This window comes from Pseudomonas entomophila, from assembly GCF_029193575.1.
GTDB classification, from domain to species: Bacteria; Pseudomonadota; Gammaproteobacteria; order Pseudomonadales; family Pseudomonadaceae; genus Aquipseudomonas; species Aquipseudomonas entomophila_G.
Genome location: NZ_JARGCS010000036.1, coordinates 29352 through 47065, shown reverse-complemented (window position 1 = coordinate 47065; position 17714 = coordinate 29352). Strand labels below are relative to the sequence as shown.

General features: G+C 64.1%; 16 protein-coding genes. 12 read left to right on the top strand and 4 right to left on the bottom strand.

What is annotated here, in order from left to right; genetic code table 11:
- The first annotated feature begins 48 nt into the window (after positions 1-48).
- Complete coding sequence (locus P0Y43_RS17220) at positions 49-852, top strand: MOSC domain-containing protein (RefSeq protein WP_275638475.1); 804 nt, start codon at positions 49-51, stop codon at positions 850-852.
- Between the two features lie 91 nt (positions 853-943).
- On the opposite strand, the gene P0Y43_RS17215 is transcribed toward P0Y43_RS17220, so the two are convergent.
- A complete protein-coding gene (locus P0Y43_RS17215; protein ID WP_275638474.1) occupies positions 944-2872 on the bottom strand; it encodes a transglycosylase SLT domain-containing protein in 1929 nt (642 codons plus the stop codon).
- A 222-nt stretch (positions 2873-3094) separates the two neighbouring features.
- Here P0Y43_RS17215 and P0Y43_RS17210 point away from each other — a divergent pair, with 222 nt between their 5' ends.
- Positions 3095-5029: an ATP-binding cassette domain-containing protein gene (locus tag P0Y43_RS17210; protein WP_275638473.1), complete on the top strand. Its 1935-nt coding sequence runs from the start codon at positions 3095-3097 to the stop codon at positions 5027-5029.
- Between the two features lie 81 nt (positions 5030-5110).
- Here the strand turns inward: P0Y43_RS17210 and P0Y43_RS17205 are convergent, their stop codons facing one another.
- Positions 5111-5551, bottom strand: a complete 441-nt coding sequence (locus P0Y43_RS17205; protein ID WP_275638472.1) for a universal stress protein — start codon at positions 5549-5551, stop codon at positions 5111-5113.
- 109 nt (positions 5552-5660) lie between these two features.
- Here P0Y43_RS17205 and P0Y43_RS17200 point away from each other — a divergent pair, with 109 nt between their 5' ends.
- The 7 genes from P0Y43_RS17200 (at position 5661) to P0Y43_RS17170 (ending at position 13942) form a co-directional block, all read left to right on the top strand.
- Entirely contained in the window at positions 5661-6098 is a 438-nt protein-coding gene (locus tag P0Y43_RS17200) for a hypothetical protein (RefSeq protein ID WP_275638471.1), read from the top strand.
- A gap of 478 nt (positions 6099-6576) precedes the next feature.
- Positions 6577-8724 (top strand): fatty acid oxidation complex subunit alpha FadB, encoded by a 2148-nt coding sequence (gene fadB, locus P0Y43_RS17195; RefSeq protein ID WP_275638470.1) that lies wholly within the window; start codon positions 6577-6579, stop codon positions 8722-8724.
- A 31-nt stretch (positions 8725-8755) separates the two neighbouring features.
- The gene (fadA, locus tag P0Y43_RS17190; protein WP_275638469.1) at positions 8756-9931 is read left to right on the top strand and encodes an acetyl-CoA C-acyltransferase FadA; all 1176 of its coding nucleotides are present in this window, start codon (positions 8756-8758) and stop codon (positions 9929-9931) included.
- 77 nt (positions 9932-10008) lie between these two features.
- On the top strand, positions 10009-10260 hold the full coding sequence (locus P0Y43_RS17185) for a DUF1653 domain-containing protein (RefSeq protein ID WP_275638468.1): 252 nt from the start codon (positions 10009-10011) through the stop codon (positions 10258-10260).
- A gap of 100 nt (positions 10261-10360) precedes the next feature.
- A complete protein-coding gene (gene topA, locus P0Y43_RS17180; protein ID WP_275638467.1) occupies positions 10361-12970 on the top strand; it encodes a type I DNA topoisomerase in 2610 nt (869 codons plus the stop codon).
- 165 nt (positions 12971-13135) lie between these two features.
- The gene (locus P0Y43_RS17175; RefSeq protein ID WP_275638466.1) at positions 13136-13657 is read left to right on the top strand and encodes a DUF6586 family protein; all 522 of its coding nucleotides are present in this window, start codon (positions 13136-13138) and stop codon (positions 13655-13657) included.
- Positions 13658-13708: 51 nt separating this feature from the next.
- Positions 13709-13942, top strand: coding sequence for a hypothetical protein (locus P0Y43_RS17170; protein WP_186666313.1), 234 nt, complete (start codon positions 13709-13711; stop codon positions 13940-13942).
- 51 nt (positions 13943-13993) lie between these two features.
- Here the strand turns inward: P0Y43_RS17170 and sulA are convergent, their stop codons facing one another.
- Positions 13994-14470 (bottom strand): SOS-induced cell division inhibitor SulA, encoded by a 477-nt coding sequence (gene sulA, locus P0Y43_RS17165; protein WP_275638465.1) that lies wholly within the window; start codon positions 14468-14470, stop codon positions 13994-13996.
- A 13-nt stretch (positions 14471-14483) separates the two neighbouring features.
- Positions 14484-15092 carry a transcriptional repressor LexA gene (gene lexA / locus P0Y43_RS17160; protein WP_275638464.1) on the bottom strand — a complete coding sequence of 203 codons (609 nt, stop codon included), beginning with the start codon at positions 15090-15092 and terminating at the stop codon, positions 14484-14486.
- A 274-nt stretch (positions 15093-15366) separates the two neighbouring features.
- Between lexA and P0Y43_RS17155 the strand changes: the two genes are divergently transcribed.
- Genes P0Y43_RS17155 through nagZ form a run of 3 tightly spaced genes read left to right on the top strand, consistent with a single transcriptional unit; the run spans position 15367 to position 17667 of the window.
- Entirely contained in the window at positions 15367-16080 is a 714-nt protein-coding gene (locus P0Y43_RS17155; RefSeq protein WP_275638463.1) for a TetR/AcrR family transcriptional regulator, read from the top strand.
- Positions 16081-16121: 41 nt separating this feature from the next.
- Positions 16122-16646 (top strand): L,D-transpeptidase, encoded by a 525-nt coding sequence (locus P0Y43_RS17150; RefSeq protein WP_275638462.1) that lies wholly within the window; start codon positions 16122-16124, stop codon positions 16644-16646.
- Between the two features lie 22 nt (positions 16647-16668).
- A complete protein-coding gene (gene nagZ, locus P0Y43_RS17145) occupies positions 16669-17667 on the top strand; it encodes a beta-N-acetylhexosaminidase (RefSeq protein ID WP_275638681.1) in 999 nt (332 codons plus the stop codon).
- Positions 17668-17714: the final 47 nt, after the last annotated feature.

Here is a 17714-nt window from a genome sequence, read left to right as displayed (position 1 = left end):
CCTGCCGGGTATAAGCTTGGCTTTTCGACTGGCACAAGGCGGGTAGGGATGTTTCTCAGTGCGTTGTATCGATATCCGGTGAAGTCGGGGCAGGCCCAGTGCCTGCCCGAGTCCCTGGTGGACCCCATGGGGCTGAAGGGCGATCGCCGCTGGATGGTGGTGGAGGAAGACAATGGTCGTTTCCTCACCCAGCGCGCCTGGCCGCGGCTGGGTCAGCTCAAAGCCAGCTACACCGATGACGGGCAGTTGCTGCTCGAATGCCCCGGGCAGGCGCCGTTGTCAGTGGAGGTGCCCGCCGCTGACGAGGATCTGCGCGGTGTGACCATCTGGCGCGATACCCTGCGCGTGCCCGATGCCGGAGATGCCGCGGCCGCCTGGCTTAGCCAATTGCTCGGCAAGGCGGTGCGCCTGGTGCATTGCCCCGAGCAGCGGGCGCGCTATCTGCCCAGCGGTTACGGCCTGAACAGTGACCGTGCAGCGTTTCCCGATGGTTTCCCGCTGCTGCTGATCGGCCAGGCCTCGCTCGACGAGCTTAATCGGCGGATCGGCCGGCCCATGGAGATGCTGCGCTTTCGTCCGAACCTGGTGGTCGAGGGCGGCGAGGCATTCGCCGAGGATGGCTGGAAGCGGATTCGTATCGGCGACATGACCTTCCGGGTACTGAAGCCTAGCGTGCGCTGCATCCTTACGACCCTGGACCCGCATACGGGCGAGCGCAGCCTCGACCGGGAGCCGTTGACGACCTTGAAGACCTTCCGTGAGCGGGAGGGGGATGTGTTGTTCGGGCAGAACGTGGCGGTGGATGGGGCGGGGCGCCTGGAGATGGGAATGCCGGTCGAGGTGTTGGAGTAGGGGGTGGATTGCGGGCCTTATCGTGGGGCAAGCCCCCACACATTGGTTCCTGTGGGAGCGGGCTTGCCCCGCGATAGGGCCCGTAAATTTCTCACATATCGTCGAAATAGCGCTCGTGCCAATCCACCAACGGCTGCGGCGAATTGAGCTTCTGCCCGTAGATCACCGAGTACGACAGCACGTTCTGCACGTATTGGCGCGTCTCGTCGAACGGGATCGATTCCACCCATACATCGAAGCTCAGGTGCTTGGCACCCTTGAGCCACTGGCGCACGCGACCGGGGCCGGCGTTGTAGGCTGCCGAGGCCAGCACGCGGTTGCCGTTGAACTGGCTGTGCACCTGGCTCAGGTAGGCCGCGCCGAGCTGGATGTTCTTGTCCGGGTTGAACACCTGGGTCGGGGAGGCCAGCGGGATGTTGAACTTGCGCGCGGTCTCCTTGGCGGTGGCGGGCATCAGCTGCATCAGGCCGCTGGCCCCGACGCTGGAGCGGGCGTCCTCCATGAACGCGCTCTCTTGGCGGGTGATGGCGAACACCCAGCTTGAATGCAGGCCGCGTACCTTGGCCTCGCGTACCAGGGTGTCGCGATGGGCCATCGGGAAGCGAATGTCCAGGTCGTCCCAGTATTGCGCCTGGCTGATGGTGCGGATGGCCGGGAAGTACCAGCGCATGTCGTAGGCCAGGCGCGCTTGGGCGACCATTTCGTCGCGGTTGAAGTGGCGGCTGACGTGGTACCACTCGCGACGGCCCTCGACGATCTGGCCGCGGGCATGGAACTCCAGGGCGCGACGCACGCCCGGGGTGTTGCGCACTTTGTTCATCAGTTGCTGGCTGAGCACCAGCGGTTTGTTGTTGAGCTGGTACGGGGTTTGCGCACGGTCGGCGGCGAGGAAGCCGTAGAAGTCGCGCTCGCGCGCCACGTTCTTGTACAGCAATGGGATCTGCGGGTTGTTCGGTTGTGCCAGCTCCAGGCTGCGTGCCTGCCAGTAGCGCCAGCGGCTGCTGTCGGCGAGGTCTTGGGGCAGGCGGCGGGTCAGCTCGTAGGCTTCTTCCCAGCGGCCCAGGCGCAGCAGCAGGCGCAGGCGCCATTCGCTGACGGTGTTGTCGCGCAGTTCGGGGTCGTAGCGAGTCATCAAGTCGAGCGCGCGCGGGTCGTAGCGGCGGGCCAGGGTCAGGCCGACCTCGCGGGCGATCGCGACCTTCTCGTCACGGGAGAAGTGCATGCGCTGGGCGTAATCGTCGAGCAACGCCATGGCTTGCTCCGGGTCCTGGCGAGCCAGGCGGCGCAGGCCAAGGCTGACCACGTCGGACATCGCTTCGCTGACCGGGGTGAAGCGTGACGGTTGGTTGAGCAGCTCGGGCTTCTGCGCCACGTCGACCAGTAGCTTGCCCTGCGGTGCCAGCGTGGTCAGCGAGTTGACCAGGTTGTTGGCCAGCCCGTAGTTGCGAGCCTGGGCCGCGAGCTTGGCGCGCTGCCAGCGCTTGGCCTCGGTGAGCTGGCCTTCGGCGGCCCACATGCCGAACAGGGTGTCGCAGGCCGCCGGTTGCGACTTGCCGACGTTCCACAGCTTCTCGGCGGTGGCGAAGCCTTCGGCGCGCAGGCCGTGGCTCAGCTGGTACTGGCCGTTGAGGCAGTCCAGTTCGGTGAAGTTGAGCTTGGGGTCGTAGTATTTGACGAAGGGCTTCCAGTCGCCGCGTTCGGCCAGCCAGCGCAGCCAGCGCAGTTTCATCCAGTTGGCCTGTGGCAGGTCGCCGTGCTTGGCGAGAAAGCCCTCGATTTCCTCGTTGCTGGCGGTCTTGAGGCGCGCAGTGAGCTCGTCGTAGGCCAGGTAGGGCGTCAGCGGGTAGTCGCTCAGCGCTTGGGCGTAGCGCAGGTAGGGGGCCTTGTCGCCCTTGGCCAGGGCGCGCTTGGCCTCGTCGTAGTACTGGCGTTGCTGGGTGATGTCGATGGCGTGTGCCGCGCCCGCGGTGGTGGCGGTGAGCACGAGACAGGAAACGAGTTGGAACAGGCGGCTGCGCATGATACGTCCGGGCAGTTGAACCATGAAAAGTGACGGCGTAGCCAGCACTGTTTGAAGTCTATTGCCCTTAGCTTAGCTGTTTGCCGGCGCTGGATGAAAGCACTGTGCTTGTATCGAATCGTTAACACCGACCAGGCGTCGCAAAGCGCCTCGGCCGCCTTTCGGCGCATGCCTTCCAAGGGCAAGTCAGGTAGAATGCGCGCCCGGTTTTTGGAGATGATCATGACCCTGCTCAAATTCAGCGATGTGTCCCTCGCGTTCGGCGCCATGCCGCTGCTGGACAAAGTGTCCTGGCAGATCGCCCGTGGCGAGCGGGTGTGCATCATCGGCCGCAACGGCACGGGCAAGTCGAGCATGCTGCGCCTGGTAAAAGGTGAGCAGAAACCCGATGACGGCGAGATCTGGCGCGCCCCGGGCTTGAAGATCGGCGAGCTGCCGCAGGAGCTGCCGGTGGCCGACGAGCGTTCGGTATTCGACGTGGTGGCCGAGGGCCTGGACGGCGTCGGCGCGCTGCTTGCCGAGTATCATCACCTCAGCCAGAACATCCACGGTGACGAAGACCTGGAAAAGCTCATGCACGTCCAGCATGAGCTGGAAGCGCGCGACGGCTGGCGCCTGCAGCAGGTGGTGGAGAGCACCCTGAGCCGTCTGCAACTGCCGGCCGACAAAACCCTCGCCGAGCTCTCCGGTGGCTGGCGCCGCCGTGTGCTGCTGGCCCAGGCGCTGGTATCCGAGCCCGACCTGCTGCTGCTCGACGAGCCGACCAACCACCTGGATATCGGTGCCATCGCCTGGCTCGAAGACGCCCTGAGCGGTTTCAATGGCGCCGTGCTGTTCATCACCCACGACCGTTCCTTCCTGCAGAACCTGGCCACGCGCATCCTTGAGCTGGACCGCGGCGGCCTGATCGACTGGAACGGCGATTACGCCAGCTTCCTGGTGCACAAGGAGGCCGCGCTGGCCGCCGAGGAAACCGCCAACGCGCTGTTCGACAAGCGCCTGGCCCAGGAAGAGGTGTGGATCCGCCAGGGCATCAAGGCCCGTCGCACCCGCAACGAAGGCCGCGTGCGCGCCCTCAAGGCGCTGCGCGTGGAGCGCGGCGAGCGCCGTGAGCGCCAAGGCAAGGCGAACATCCAGATCGAGGTGGCCGACAAGTCCGGCAAGCAGGTGATGGTGCTGGAGAACGTCAGCTTCGCCCACCCGGAGGGGCCGAAGCTGGTCAAGGACTTCTCCATGGTGCTGCAGCGCCAGGATCGCATCGGCCTGCTGGGCGCCAACGGCACCGGCAAGACCACCTTGCTCAAGCTGATGCTCGGGGACCTGGAGCCGACCACCGGCAAGGTCGACCGTGGCACCAAGCTGGAGGTCGCCTACTTCGACCAGATGCGCCACCAGCTGGACCTGGAGAAAACGGTGATCGACAACCTGGCCGAAGGCCGGGACTTCATCGACATCGACGGGCAGAGCCGTCACGTGCTGAGCTACCTGGGCGACTTCCTGTTCAGCCCGCAACGTGCGCGCACCCCGGTCAAGGCATTGTCGGGCGGCGAGCGCGCGCGCTTGCTGCTGGCCAAGCTGTTCAGCAAGCCGGCCAACCTGCTGGTGCTGGACGAACCGACCAACGACCTGGATGTGGAAACCCTCGAGCTGCTCGAGGAGGTGCTGTCGAACTTCAAGGGTACCGTGCTGATGGTCAGCCACGACCGGGCCTTCCTCGACAACGTGGTCACCAGCACCCTGGTGTTCGAAGGCGAGGGCCGGGTGCGTGAATACGTGGGCGGCTACGAGGACTGGATCCGCCAGGGCGGCTCGCCAAAGTTGCTAGGGGTGAGCGAGAGCAAGGGCGGCAAGTCCGAGTTGGGCAGCGCGGTGGTCGAGAAGGTGGTGGCCGAGGCGGCGGCGCCGACGCCCGTGGCTGCGCCGGTTGCCGATGCCAACAAGAAGAAGCTCAGCTACAAGCTGCAGCGCGAGCTGGAGGCGCTGCCGGGGCAGATCGATGCGCTGGAGCAGAAGATGGCGGCGGCCCAGGAAGAGGTCAATGCGCCAGGCTTCTACCAGCGGCCGATTGGCGAAACCTCGGCGGTGCTGGCGAAGCTGGAGCAGATGCAGGCCGAGCTGGATGGGCTAGTGGAGCGTTGGGCCGAATTGGAAGGGTAGAGGCTTGTCGCGGGGCGAGCTCATTCCGGAGGGGTTGCCGCCAACCCTTTAGGAATGGGCTTGCCCCGCGATGGGTTCAACTCATTCCTTCTTCTGCAAGCGCACCGCCAGCACATCGCATGGCGCGCCGTGCAGTACGTCGTTGGCGGTCGAGCCCAGCAGCAGCGCCAGGCCGTGCCGGCCATGGCTGCCGACCACGATCAGGTCGCACTTCTGGTCCTTGGCCAGTTGGTGGATTTCCTGGCGCGGCTGGCCGTAGACCAGGTGCGAGTCGCCTTTCTGGATGTCCGGATACTTGTTGAACAGGCGTTCCATGCGTTCCTTGGCCTGGTCGAACTGCTGCTGTTGCAACTGCGACAGGTCCATTGGCACGTCGCCGCCGAATGCCATGGCCATCGGTTCGACGATGTGCACCAGTGACACCTTGGCGGCGGAGGCCAGGGCCAGGGCCTTGGCCCGCTTGATCACCGGGTCGCACTCCTCGGTCAGGTCGACGGCAACCAGAATATGTTCGTAGGACATGAGTGGTACTCCTGACAGTCGCGATAGTAGAAGTATGGTCGCTTTCCGGCGGATGCTGCGTGAAACCGGCTAACCCGCTTATTTGCAACGCTTTATGGGAACTACAGATATGACGGTATGGCTGGTGGTGTCAATCCTCGCGCTGATCCTCAGCCCGCTGGCCTGGCTACGCCCCTCGCGCAAGCAGAGCGAGCAGATGAGCCTGCGCCTGGAGGGCCGGCGCATGGGCCTGGCCATGCAACTGGCGCCCCAGCAGTGGCCACACTGGCTGGAAAACGAGCCGCCCAGCCCGTGCCCGCAGTACCACCGTGCCCGCCGCCGCGGCCACGAAGATGCCTGGTGCTACTGGCAGGTCAGCCCGGGCGTGTGGTGGAACCAGTGGCGCGAACCCTGCGCAGACCTGCGCCTCGGTGAGTGCTTCGCACGCCTGCCGGCAAGCGTCTACAAGGTCGAGGCCGACAGCCGGATGATCGCCCTGTACTGGAGTGAGCGTGGCGATAAATCTGTATTGCAGGATATTGCCCGCACCCTCGAAAGCCTCGCCTGACCCGTATTCATTCCCCATAACGACATAGCGGCGGTCCCCTACAAGGGTACCGCCGCTATGCGTTCCGCTCGCGCGAAAAGGCCAGGCAGGCCGGGAAACAGGTTTTATCCAGACGCAGTGTAGCCGCACTGCGTGAACGTGTTTGTAAAATTTTCCGCGCCGCCCCTCGCCCAGGGTTTATCGCTGACATGAATGATCGGCGATCACTGTCATCAGGGTTTATCCCCCCAGGAGTACAAAATGACTGGAAAGTCGCGTTTTTCGGGTGCTTTCGAGCATTTGACAATGCCGACCTTTTCGGAGAATGTGTGCGTACCCAAATCAAACGGGCGTATGAATTGAGCGTTTGTATGTCAGACTGCTCTTACAGAATCCCGACTAGCGCGCTGGCGGGTGTGCCTGGGCAAGGGGCGGCAAGCCCTCTCTGCACCAGCGTTCGGCGTGTACAGTTCAGCTTCCATATCGTGGAGATCAGTTGATGATTTACGAAGGTAAAGCCATCACGGTTAAGGCTCTTGAAAGCGGCATCGTCGAATTGAAGTTCGACCTCAAGGGTGAGTCCGTCAACAAGTTCAACCGCCTCACCCTGAACGAGCTGCGTCAGGCGGTGGACACCATCAAGGCCGACGCGTCCATCAAGGGTGTGATCGTCAGCAGTGGCAAGGACGTGTTCATCGTCGGCGCCGACATCACCGAATTCGTCGACAACTTCAAGCTGCCCGAGGCCGAGCTGGTCGCCGGCAACCTGGAAGCCAACCGTATCTTCAACGACTTCGAAGACCTCGGCGTACCTACCGTCGTAGCCATCAACGGTATCGCCCTGGGCGGCGGCCTGGAGATGTGCCTGGCAGCCGACTACCGGGTAATGTCCAGCAACGCCAAGATCGGCCTGCCGGAAGTCAAGCTGGGCATCTACCCGGGCTTCGGCGGCACGGTACGCCTGCCGCGCCTGATCGGTTCGGACAACGCCATCGAGTGGATTGCCTCTGGCAAAGAGAACCGCGCCGAGGACGCCCTGAAGGTCGGCGCCGTCGACGCTGTGGTCGCCCCCGAGCTGTTGCAGGCCGGTGCCCTGGACCTGATCAAGCGCGCCATCAGCGGCGAGCTGGACCACAAGGCCAAGCGCCAGCCCAAGCTGGAAAAGCTCAAGCTCAACGCCATCGAGCAGATGATGGCCTTCGAGACGGCCAAAGGCTTCGTCGCAGGCCAGGCCGGCCCGAACTACCCGGCACCGGTCGAAGCCATCAAGACCATCCAGAAAGCCGCCAACTTCGGCCGTGACAAGGCCCTGGAAGTCGAAGCCGCCGGTTTCGCCAAGCTGGCCAAGACCTCGGTCGCCGAAAGCCTGATTGGCCTGTTCCTGAATGACCAGGAGCTCAAGCGCAAAGCCAAGGCCCATGACGAGATCGCCCATGACGTGAAGCAGGCCGCCGTGCTCGGCGCCGGCATCATGGGTGGCGGCATCGCCTACCAGTCGGCGGTCAAGGGCACCCCGATCCTGATGAAAGACATCCGCGAGGAAGCTATCCAGCTGGGTCTGAACGAGGCCTCCAAGCTGCTCGGCAAGCGCGTCGAGAAGGGCCGCCTGACCCCGGCGAAGATGGCCGAGGCACTCAACGCCATTCGTCCGACCCTGTCCTACGGCGACTTCGGCCAGGTCGACATCGTCGTCGAGGCCGTGGTCGAGAACCCGAAGGTCAAGCAGGCCGTGCTGGCGGAAGTGGAAGCCCAGGTCAAGGAGGGGGCGATCCTCGCCTCCAACACCTCGACCATCTCCATCAACCTGTTGGCCAAGGCCCTCAAGCGCCCCGAGAACTTCGTCGGCATGCACTTCTTCAACCCGGTGCACATGATGCCGCTGGTGGAAGTCATCCGCGGCGAGAAGTCCAGCGAAGTGGCGGTCGCCACCACCGTGGCCTACGCCAAGAAAATGGGCAAGAACCCGATCGTGGTCAACGACTGCCCAGGCTTCCTGGTCAACCGTGTACTGTTCCCGTACTTCGGCGGCTTCGCCAAGCTGGTCAGCGCCGGTGTCGACTTCGTGCGCATCGACAAGGTCATGGAGAAATTCGGCTGGCCCATGGGGCCGGCCTACCTGATGGACGTGGTCGGCATCGACACCGGCCACCACGGTCGTGACGTGATGGCCGAGGGCTTCCCCGAGCGCATGAAGGACGACCGCCGCTCCGCCGTCGACGCCCTGTACGAGGCCAATCGCCTGGGCCAGAAGAACGGCAAGGGCTTCTACGCCTACGAGACTGACAAGCGTGGCAAGCCGAAGAAGGTCGCCGACCCCTCCGTGCTGGAGGTGCTCAAGCCGATCGTTTTCGAGCAGCGTGAAGTGAGCGACGAGGACATCATCAACTGGATGATGGTGCCACTGTGCCTGGAAACCGTGCGTTGCCTGGAAGACGGCATCGTCGAGACCGCCGCCGAGGCGGACATGGGCCTGGTCTACGGCATCGGGTTCCCTCCCTTCCGCGGTGGCGCGCTGCGCTACATCGATTCGCTCGGGGTCGCCGAGTTCGTCGCCCTGGCCGACAAGTACGCCGATCTGGGGCCGCTGTACCACCCGACCGCGAAGCTGCGTGAAATGGCCAAGAACGGCCAGCGCTTCTTCAACTGAGTGGCCAACGAGCTAGAGCGAGATTATTGATATGAGCCTGAATCCAAGAGACGTGGTGATTGTCGACTTCGGTCGCACCCCGATGGGCCGCTCCAAGGGTGGCATGCACCGCAATACCCGCGCCGAAGACATGTCGGCGCACCTGATCAGCAAACTGCTGGAACGCAACGACAAGGTCGACCCGAAGGAAGTCGAGGACGTCATCTGGGGCTGCGTCAACCAGACCCTGGAGCAGGGCTGGAACATCGCCCGCATGGCCTCGCTGATGACCCAGATCCCGCACACTTCCGCGGCTCAGACCGTCAGCCGCCTGTGCGGTTCGTCGATGAGTGCGCTGCACACCGCCGCCCAGGCGATCATGACCGGCAACGGTGATGTGTTCGTGGTCGGTGGCGTCGAGCATATGGGCCACGTCAGCATGATGCATGGCGTCGACCCGAACCCGCACCTGTCCTTGCACGCCGCCAAGGCTTCCGGGATGATGGGCCTCACTGCCGAGATGCTCGGCAAGATGCACGGCATCACCCGTGAGCAGCAGGACCTGTTCGGCCTGCGTTCGCACCAGTTGGCGCACAAGGCCACGGTCGAAGGCAAGTTCAAGGACGAGATCATCCCCATGCAGGGGTATGACGAGAATGGCTTCCTCAAGGTCTTCGACTACGATGAAACCATTCGCCCGGAAACCACCCTTGAAGGCCTCGCGGCGCTCAAGCCGGCGTTCAACCCGAAAGGGGGCACTGTCACCGCCGGTACCTCGTCGCAGATCACCGATGGCGCCTCGTGCATGATCGTCATGTCCGGCCAGCGCGCCATGGACCTGGGTGTCCAGCCGCTGGCTGTGATCCGCTCCATGGCCGTTGCTGGTGTGGACCCTGCGATCATGGGCTACGGCCCGGTGCCTTCGACCCAGAAGGCGCTCAAGCGCGCAGGCCTGAGCATCGCTGACATCGACTTCTTCGAGCTCAACGAAGCCTTCGCCGCACAGGCCCTGCCGGTGCTCAAGGACCTGAAAGTGCTCGACAAGATGGATGAGAAGGTTAACCTGCACGGCGGCGCGATTGCTTTGGGCCACCCGTTCGGTTGCTCCGGTGCGCGGATTTCCGGCACCCTGCTCAACGTCATGAAGCAGAACGGCGGTACCCTGGGCGTCGCCACCATGTGTGTCGGCCTGGGCCAAGGCATCACCACTGTCTTCGAACGCGTCTGATCGCATCGCAAGGCAGCAGCCGGGGCCATGTGCCCCGGTTTTTGTTTTTTCAGGATTTGTTCAAGAGGGTGAGCGACATGCAGATACTGCCAGGTGTGTACCGGCACTACAAAGGGCCTGAGTATCGTGTGTTTGGCGCGGCGCGCCACTCCGAGACCGAGGAATGGCTGGTGTTCTACCAGGCCTTGTACGGCGAGTTCGGGCTTTGGGTGCGGCCGCTTTCGATGTTCCTGGAGTCCGTCGAGGTTGACGGCGAGCAGGTGCCACGCTTTGCTTTGGTCAGTGTCGAAGAAGGGTTGTCCGGGCTGCTGGCCAAGGCGAGCGACTGAGCGTCCACGCTTGACCTCACTCTTTTGCCACTATATATAGCGGTGCCGCGTCCGGCACCTGACGCGTTTTTCATCTTCAGATTCAGGAATACTCCGATCCATGGGCAAATCGCTGGTCATTGTGGAATCCCCGGCCAAGGCCAAGACCATCAACAAGTATCTGGGCAGCCAGTACGTGGTGAAGTCGAGTATCGGCCACATCCGTGACCTTCCCACCAGCGGTTCGGCCAGTACGGCCAAGGAACCGGCTGCCAAGCGCGGCAAGACCGCAGGTGAGGCACCGGCCCTGTCGCCGAAGGAGAAGGCTCGCCGCCAGTTGGTGACGCGCATGGGCGTCGACCCGGAGGCCGGCTGGAAGGCCAAGTACGAGATCCTTCCCGGCAAGGAGAAGGTGATCGAAGAACTGCGCCGCCTGGCCAAGGATGCCGACACCATCTATCTCGCAACCGACTTGGACCGCGAAGGGGAGGCCATCGCCTGGCACCTGCGCGAGGCCATTGGTGGTGACGACAGCCGCTACAAGCGCGTGGTGTTCAACGAAATCACCAAGAAGGCCATCCAGGAGGCCTTCTCCCAGCCGGGCGACCTCGACATCGACCGGGTCAATGCCCAGCAGGCGCGACGTTTCCTCGATCGCGTGGTCGGCTACATGGTTTCGCCGCTGCTGTGGGCGAAGATCGCCCGTGGCCTGTCGGCTGGCCGCGTGCAGTCGGTGGCGGTGAAGCTGGTGGTCGAGCGCGAGCGCGAGATCCGTGCGTTCAACCCGGAAGAATACTGGGAAGTGCACGCCGACCTTGGCACCGCCAAGAACGCCAAGGTGCGTTTCGAGGTGGCGCGCGAAAACGGCGAAGCCTTCAAGCCGCTCAACGAGGCCCAGGCCATGGCGGCCCTGGAGAAGCTCAAGGCCTCCAGCTACAGCGTGACCAAGCGCGAGGACCGGCCGACCAGCAGCAAGCCGTCGGCGCCGTTCATCACCTCGACCCTGCAGCAGGCTGCAAGCAACCGCCTGGGCTTCGGCGTGAAGAAGACCATGATGATGGCCCAGCGTCTCTACGAAGCGGGCTACATCACCTACATGCGTACCGACTCGACCAACCTGTCGACCGACGCCCTGGACATGGCCCGCAGCTACATCGAACGTGAGTTCGGCAAGCAGTACCTGCCCGCCGCACCGGTGGTCTACGGCAGCAAGGAGGGTGCCCAGGAGGCGCACGAGGCGATCCGTCCTTCCGACGTGAACACCCACCCAAGCAAGCTCAGCGGCATGGAGCGTGACGCCGAGCGCCTGTACGAGCTGATCTGGCGCCAGTTCCTGGCCTGCCAGATGCCGCCCGCCCAGTACCTGTCCACCAGCGTCACTGTGGCCGCTGGCAGCTTCGAGCTGCGCGCCAAGGGGCGGATCCTCAAGTTCGACGGTTACACCCGCGTGTTGCCGCAGCAGAGCAAGCCTGGCGAGGACGACGTGTTGCCGGAGATGGCCCAGGGCGAGTCGCTCAAGCTGATCCAGCTCGACCCCAGCCAGCACTTCACCAAGCCGCCGGCACGCTACACCGAGGCCAGCCTGGTCAAGGAGATGGAAAAGCGTGGTATCGGCCGCCCGTCGACCTACGCTGCGATCATTTCCACCATCCAGGACCGTGGCTATGTGACCCTGCACAACCGTCGCTTCTACTCCGAGAAGATGGGCGACATCGTCACCGAGCGCTTGTCCGAAAGCTTCTCCAACCTGATGGACTACGGCTTCACCGCTGGCATGGAAGAGCACCTCGACGACGTTGCCCAGGGCGAGCGTGACTGGAAGAACGTGCTCGACGAGTTCTATGGCGATTTCAGCAAGAAGCTGCTGACCGCCGAGTCCACTGAGAGCGGCATGCGCGCCAACCAGCCGACCATGACCGACATTCCGTGCAAGGAATGCGGCCGGCCGATGATGATCCGCACGGCTTCCACTGGCGTATTCCTCGGCTGCTCGGGCTACAGCCTGCCACCGAAGGAGCGCTGCAAGGCCACCGTCAACCTGGTGCCGGGCGATGAAATCGCCGCCGACGACGAAGGTGAATCCGAGTCGCTGGTGCTGCGTGGCAAGCATCGCTGCCCGATCTGCGCCACGGCGATGGATGCCTACCTGCTGGACGAGAAGCGCAAGCTGCACATCTGTGGCAACAACCCGGATTGCGCGGGCTACGAGATCGAAGAGGGCAACTACCGCATCAAGGGGTACGAAGGGCCGAGCCTGGAGTGCGACAAGTGCGGCAGCGAGATGCAGCTCAAGACCGGTCGTTTCGGCAAGTTCTTCGGGTGCACGAATCCGGCATGCAAGAACACCCGCAAGTTGCTCAAAAGCGGCGAAGCGGCGCCACCGAAGATGGACAAGGTGGATATGCCTGAGCTCAAGTGCGAGAAGGTCGACGACACCTACGTGCTGCGCGATGGCGCCTCGGGCTTGTTCCTGGCTGCCAGCCAGTTCCCGAAGAACCGCGAGACCCGTGCGCCGCTGGTGCTGGAAATCATCCCGCACAAGCATGAGATCGATCCGAAGTACCACTTCCTCTGCGATGCGCCGCAGAAGGACCCAGAGGGGCGCCCGGCGGTGATTCGTTACAGCCGCAAGACCAAGGAGCAGTACGTGCAGTCCGAGGTCGAGGGTAAGCCGACGGGTTGGAAGGCGTTCTACGACGGCAAGGCGTGGAAGGTCGAGGACAAACGCTGACCTGAGCGTTCTGTGCTGATTGGGGCCGCTTCACGGTCCATCGCGGGCGCGCCCGAGATGGGGCGTGAAGCGGCCCCAATTACATTCCGCCGCCGCTTGCGGGAAGGCCACGCAATCCTCGACACTCATCCCATCGCCTTGCATCCCTGAGGGAGGTCACTCGAAATGGCCCAGGAACTCTACACCCGCACCAACCAGAAGCTGTTCTTCGCCGGCCTTGCCCTGGAATCCCTGGCCCAGGCCGAGCAAAGCCGTGCGATGAACGCCCAGGGCCTGATCCAGGCCGAGCGCGAATCGGCGCTGTTCCACCTGTACGGCGCGTTACTGGGCTTGTGCCATGAGATCGCCGGCTTCTATCGTCTGCCGCAGGCCGGCGCGCCACGTGCCGAGCTGCTGCTCAATGACGAGGTGCTGCACAGCGTGGCCATCCCGGAAATGGCCGAGATGCTGGAGCTGGCCCGCCAGCCGGAGACCTGGTTGGCGCGACTGATCGAAGCTTATGCCGATTTGTTCCGACCGCCGGTCGTGAAAAAAACCGTGAAGACCGACGTCACCCAGCCGTTGATCCAGGCCGTCGACCTTGACGCTGTCGAGCAACCCCTGCTGTCGCGGGAGGAATTGGAGAGCTGGCGGCAGAACCTCAAGGACCTGGTGAGACGTTTCCGCGACGCGCTGAGTGAGTGCTGATAGCCGCTTGCGCTGGTACAATGATCGCCTTTCGTGGAGAGCAGGCCCTATATGTCAACGTCCTTTCTAGAAATTGTCGAGTTGCCTGATGGCCGGATCGAACTGCGCCGCGCTGAGGACGAGGGCTCACTGGTGACCTTGGACTTCTCCGAGGATGCCAAGGCGTTCCTTCAGGGACAGCATGTGGAAGTGGCCAAGGCCATGCTCAGTGTCGGTGTACAGATGGCCGGCAAACTGATCGAAGGTGACTTCGAGCGTGACGAGGGGCCGCGCGTCCTGCACTGAGGCGCCCCTTGCTGCGGGATGGTTCAAGGGATTACAGGCAAGGCCTGGACATCAGCTGAGGCGGATGTTCAGGCTTTGTGCGTTTCCGGTGGTGGCGGCGCGTACCAGTTGTTGGCGCGCGTTGGCGTTGGTGTTGTCCAGCCAACTGACCACGGTGTGGCTGTGGCCCAGGCGCAGAGCCTCGCAGGCCAGTTGCAGCGCGCTCTGATTGCTGCCTGGCTGCAGCAGCAGGATGCGCTCACGGTTCAGCCCCGCGTCGCGCAGCCAGGCCTGAGTCAGGCTGGAGGGCGGGGCGATCAGCGTCAACCAGCGGTTGTCATCCTCTTCGCTCAGCTCGCGCAGCACCGGCGCCAGCAGGCTCTGGCAGTGCCCCGGCGCACCACGCAGGGCCAGTTCGCTGAACAGGTCGGGCTGGGCGGATTTGCGCGAGGGCTCACGGGCCTTCAGGCCTGGCAGCACTGGCTGCGCCAGGAAGGCTTCGAACAAAGGAAGCTGCGCTGGCTGGGATAGGTGAATGGACTGCTGCATGACGCCTCCTGGATCAGCGGCGAATGACGCCGACACTCAAGCCCTCGATCACCAGTTCCTGCTCTTTCAGGTCGACTTCGATGGGGGCGAATTCGGGGTTCTCGGCGAGCAGCCAGACCTTGCTGCCGTCGCGCTTGAAACGTTTGACCGTGACTTCGTCACCGATGCGCGCGACCACCACCTGGCCGTTGCGGGCCTCGCGGGTGGTGTGCACGGCCAGCAGGTCGCCGTCGAAGATGCCGATGTCCTTCATGCTCATGCCGTGCACGCGCAACAGGTAGTCGGCGCGAGGATGGAAGAACGCGGGGTTGATGTTGCAGGATTCCTCGATGTGCTGTTCGGCAAGGATCGGCGCGCCAGCGGCGACCCGACCGATGATAGGCAGGCCGTTGTCCTCGGCCTTGGGCTCCAGGCCGGGGATGCGGATGCCGCGCGAAGCGCCCGGTGTCATCTCGATCGCGCCCTTGCGGGCCAGGGCCTTGAGGTGCTCCTCGGCGGCGTTCGGCGACTTGAAACCGAGCTCCTGGGCAATTTCCGCGCGGGTGGGCGGGAAGCCGTTGTCTTCGAGGCAGCGTTTGATGAAAGCCAGAATCTCGGCTTGGCGTGGCGTCAGTTTCAGCATGGCGAGGGGCTCTGTCTTTTTATACAGTGACTGGGATTATATACAGTGGGTTGCGAGCTGCAAGCTGTAAGCCTCAAGAAAAAGCGCCATGCGATGACCTCGCGGCAGCGCCGTGGCTTGCAGGTGTTTATCCACGTTTCATGCATCCCTTGTGTCATGTGGCTTGCAGCTTGTAGCTCGGGGCTTTTAAAGTGCGACCGCCGGGTCACCGAACCTTGACAGATGAAAGCTTGAAACGTATGTTTCAAACAACTGTTTGTCAGGCGGATAAGTCATGGCCCAATCGGAAACCGTTGAACGCATTCTCGATGCTGCCGAGCAGCTGTTCGCGGAAAGGGGGTTCGCCGAAACCTCGCTGCGCCTGATCACCAGCAAGGCCGGGGTCAACCTGGCGGCGGTGAACTACCACTTCGGCTCGAAGAAGGCGCTGATCCAGGCGGTTTTCTCGCGCTTCCTCGGGCCCTTCTGCGCCAGCCTCGAGCGTGAGCTGGAGCGCCGCCAGGGCCGCCCGGAGCACAAGCCGAGCCTTGAAGAGCTGCTGGAGATGCTGGTGGAGCAGGCCCTGGCCGTGCAGCCGCGCAGCAACAATGACCTGTCGATCTTCATGCGCCTGCTGGGCCTGGCCTTCAGCCAGAGCCAAGGGCACCTGCGCCGCTACCTCGAAGACATGTACGGCAAGGTGTTCCGCCGCTACATGCTGCTGGTGCACGAGGCCGCGCCCCGCGTGCCGCCGCTGGAGCTGTTCTGGCGTGTGCACTTCATGCTTGGCGCCGCGGCGTTCAGCATGTCGGGCATCAAGGCCCTGCGCGCCATCGCTGAAACCGACTTCGGCATCAACACCTCGATCGAACAGGTGATGCGCCTGATGGTGCCGTTCCTGGCCGCTGGCATGCGCGCCGACAGTGGCGTCACCGACGAGGCCATGGCCAGCGCGCAACTGCGCCCACGCAGCAAGAGCACTGGCGCCAGCGCGCCCGCCAAGGCCTGAGCACTGGGCGGGGCAGGGCGCTTCGGCTAAGCTAGGCGCCCATGTACGACCTCGATTTCCTGCATATTTCCCTCGCTGATCAATGCCTCTACGGTTTCGCCTGTGGGCGCTTGCGCGTGCGCCTGGCGGTCTCTACCGCGCACAATGGCGCAGGCGAGCGCAATGGCTCTGGCTGCACGCCGCGCGGCCTGCACCAGGTGCGGGCGAAGATCGGCACGGGCCTGCCCGTGGGCGCTGTGCTGTGCAGCCGACGCTGGACTGGCGAGGTCTGGTCGCAGGCGTTGCATACCCAATACCCTGGGCGCGACTGGATCCTCACCCGCATTCTCTGGCTCAGCGGCTGCGAGCCGGGCGTCAACCGCCTGGGCGAGGTCGATACCTTCCGCCGTTACATCTACCTGCACGGCACACCGGACACCGAACCCTTGGGCGTGCCGCTGTCCCATGGCTGCGTGCGCCTGCGCAACCGAGACCTGCTGGACCTGTTCGAACGCGTGCCGCCCCATTGCCCGGTGCGCATCGACGAGGCCGCCTGCCCCCAATGGGCCTCCCTGGACCTCCAATGAAGGACACCCTATGACTGCCCGCCTGCAAGGCTCCCTGATGGTCGATATCGCCGGCAAATGGCTGACCGCCGAGGACCGCCACCTGCTGCGCCAGCCCGAAGTGGCCGGCCTGATCATCTTTGCCCGCAACATCGACAGCCCGCGCCAGGTGCGTGAGCTGTGCGCGTCGATCCGCGCCATTCGCCCCGAGCTGATTCTCGCCGTCGACCAGGAAGGCGGCCGCGTGCAGCGGCTGCGCCAGGGCTTCGTGCGCCTGCCGGCGATGCGCGCGATCGCTGACAACGCCAACGCCGAGCAACTGGCCGAGCACTGTGGCTGGCTGATGGCCACCGAGGTGCTGGCGGTCGGCCTGGACCTGAGCTTCGCCCCGGTGCTGGACCTCGACCACCAGCGCAGCGCAGTGGTCGGCAGCCGTGCCTTCGAAGGCGACCCTGCGCGTGCCACGCAACTGGCAGGGGCGTTCATCCGTGGCATGAACGCCGCAGGCATGGCGGCCTGCGGCAAACACTTCCCGGGGCATGGCTGGGCCGAGGCCGACTCTCACGTGGCCATTCCCACCGACGAGCGCAGCCTGGAGCAGTTGCGCCAGGCTGACCTGGTGCCGTTTACCCGTTTGAGTGGACAGTTGGCGGCGGTGATGCCGGCGCATGTGATCTACCCGCAGGTCGACAGCCAGCCGGCCGGGTTCTCGCGGCGCTGGTTGCAGGACATCCTGCGTGGCGAGCTGGGCTTCAAGGGCGTGATCTTCAGCGATGACCTGTCCATGGCCGGTGCGCATGTGGTGGGCGATGCGGCCAACCGTATCGAGGCGGCGCTGAGTGCGGGTTGCGACATGGGGCTGGTGTGCAACGACCGGGCGGCGGCGGAGCTGGCCTTGAGCGCGGCGCAGCGGCTGAAGGTGGCGCCATCGCCAAGGATCGCGGGGATGCGTGGGCGTGGGTTCGCGCGTACCGATTATCGTCAGCAGCCGCGTTGGTTGGAGGCGTTGGGAGCGCTGAAGGAGGCGCAGCTGGTCGATTGAGGTGTTGGCCTTATCGCGGGCTTGCCCCGCGATAAGGCCGCTACAGG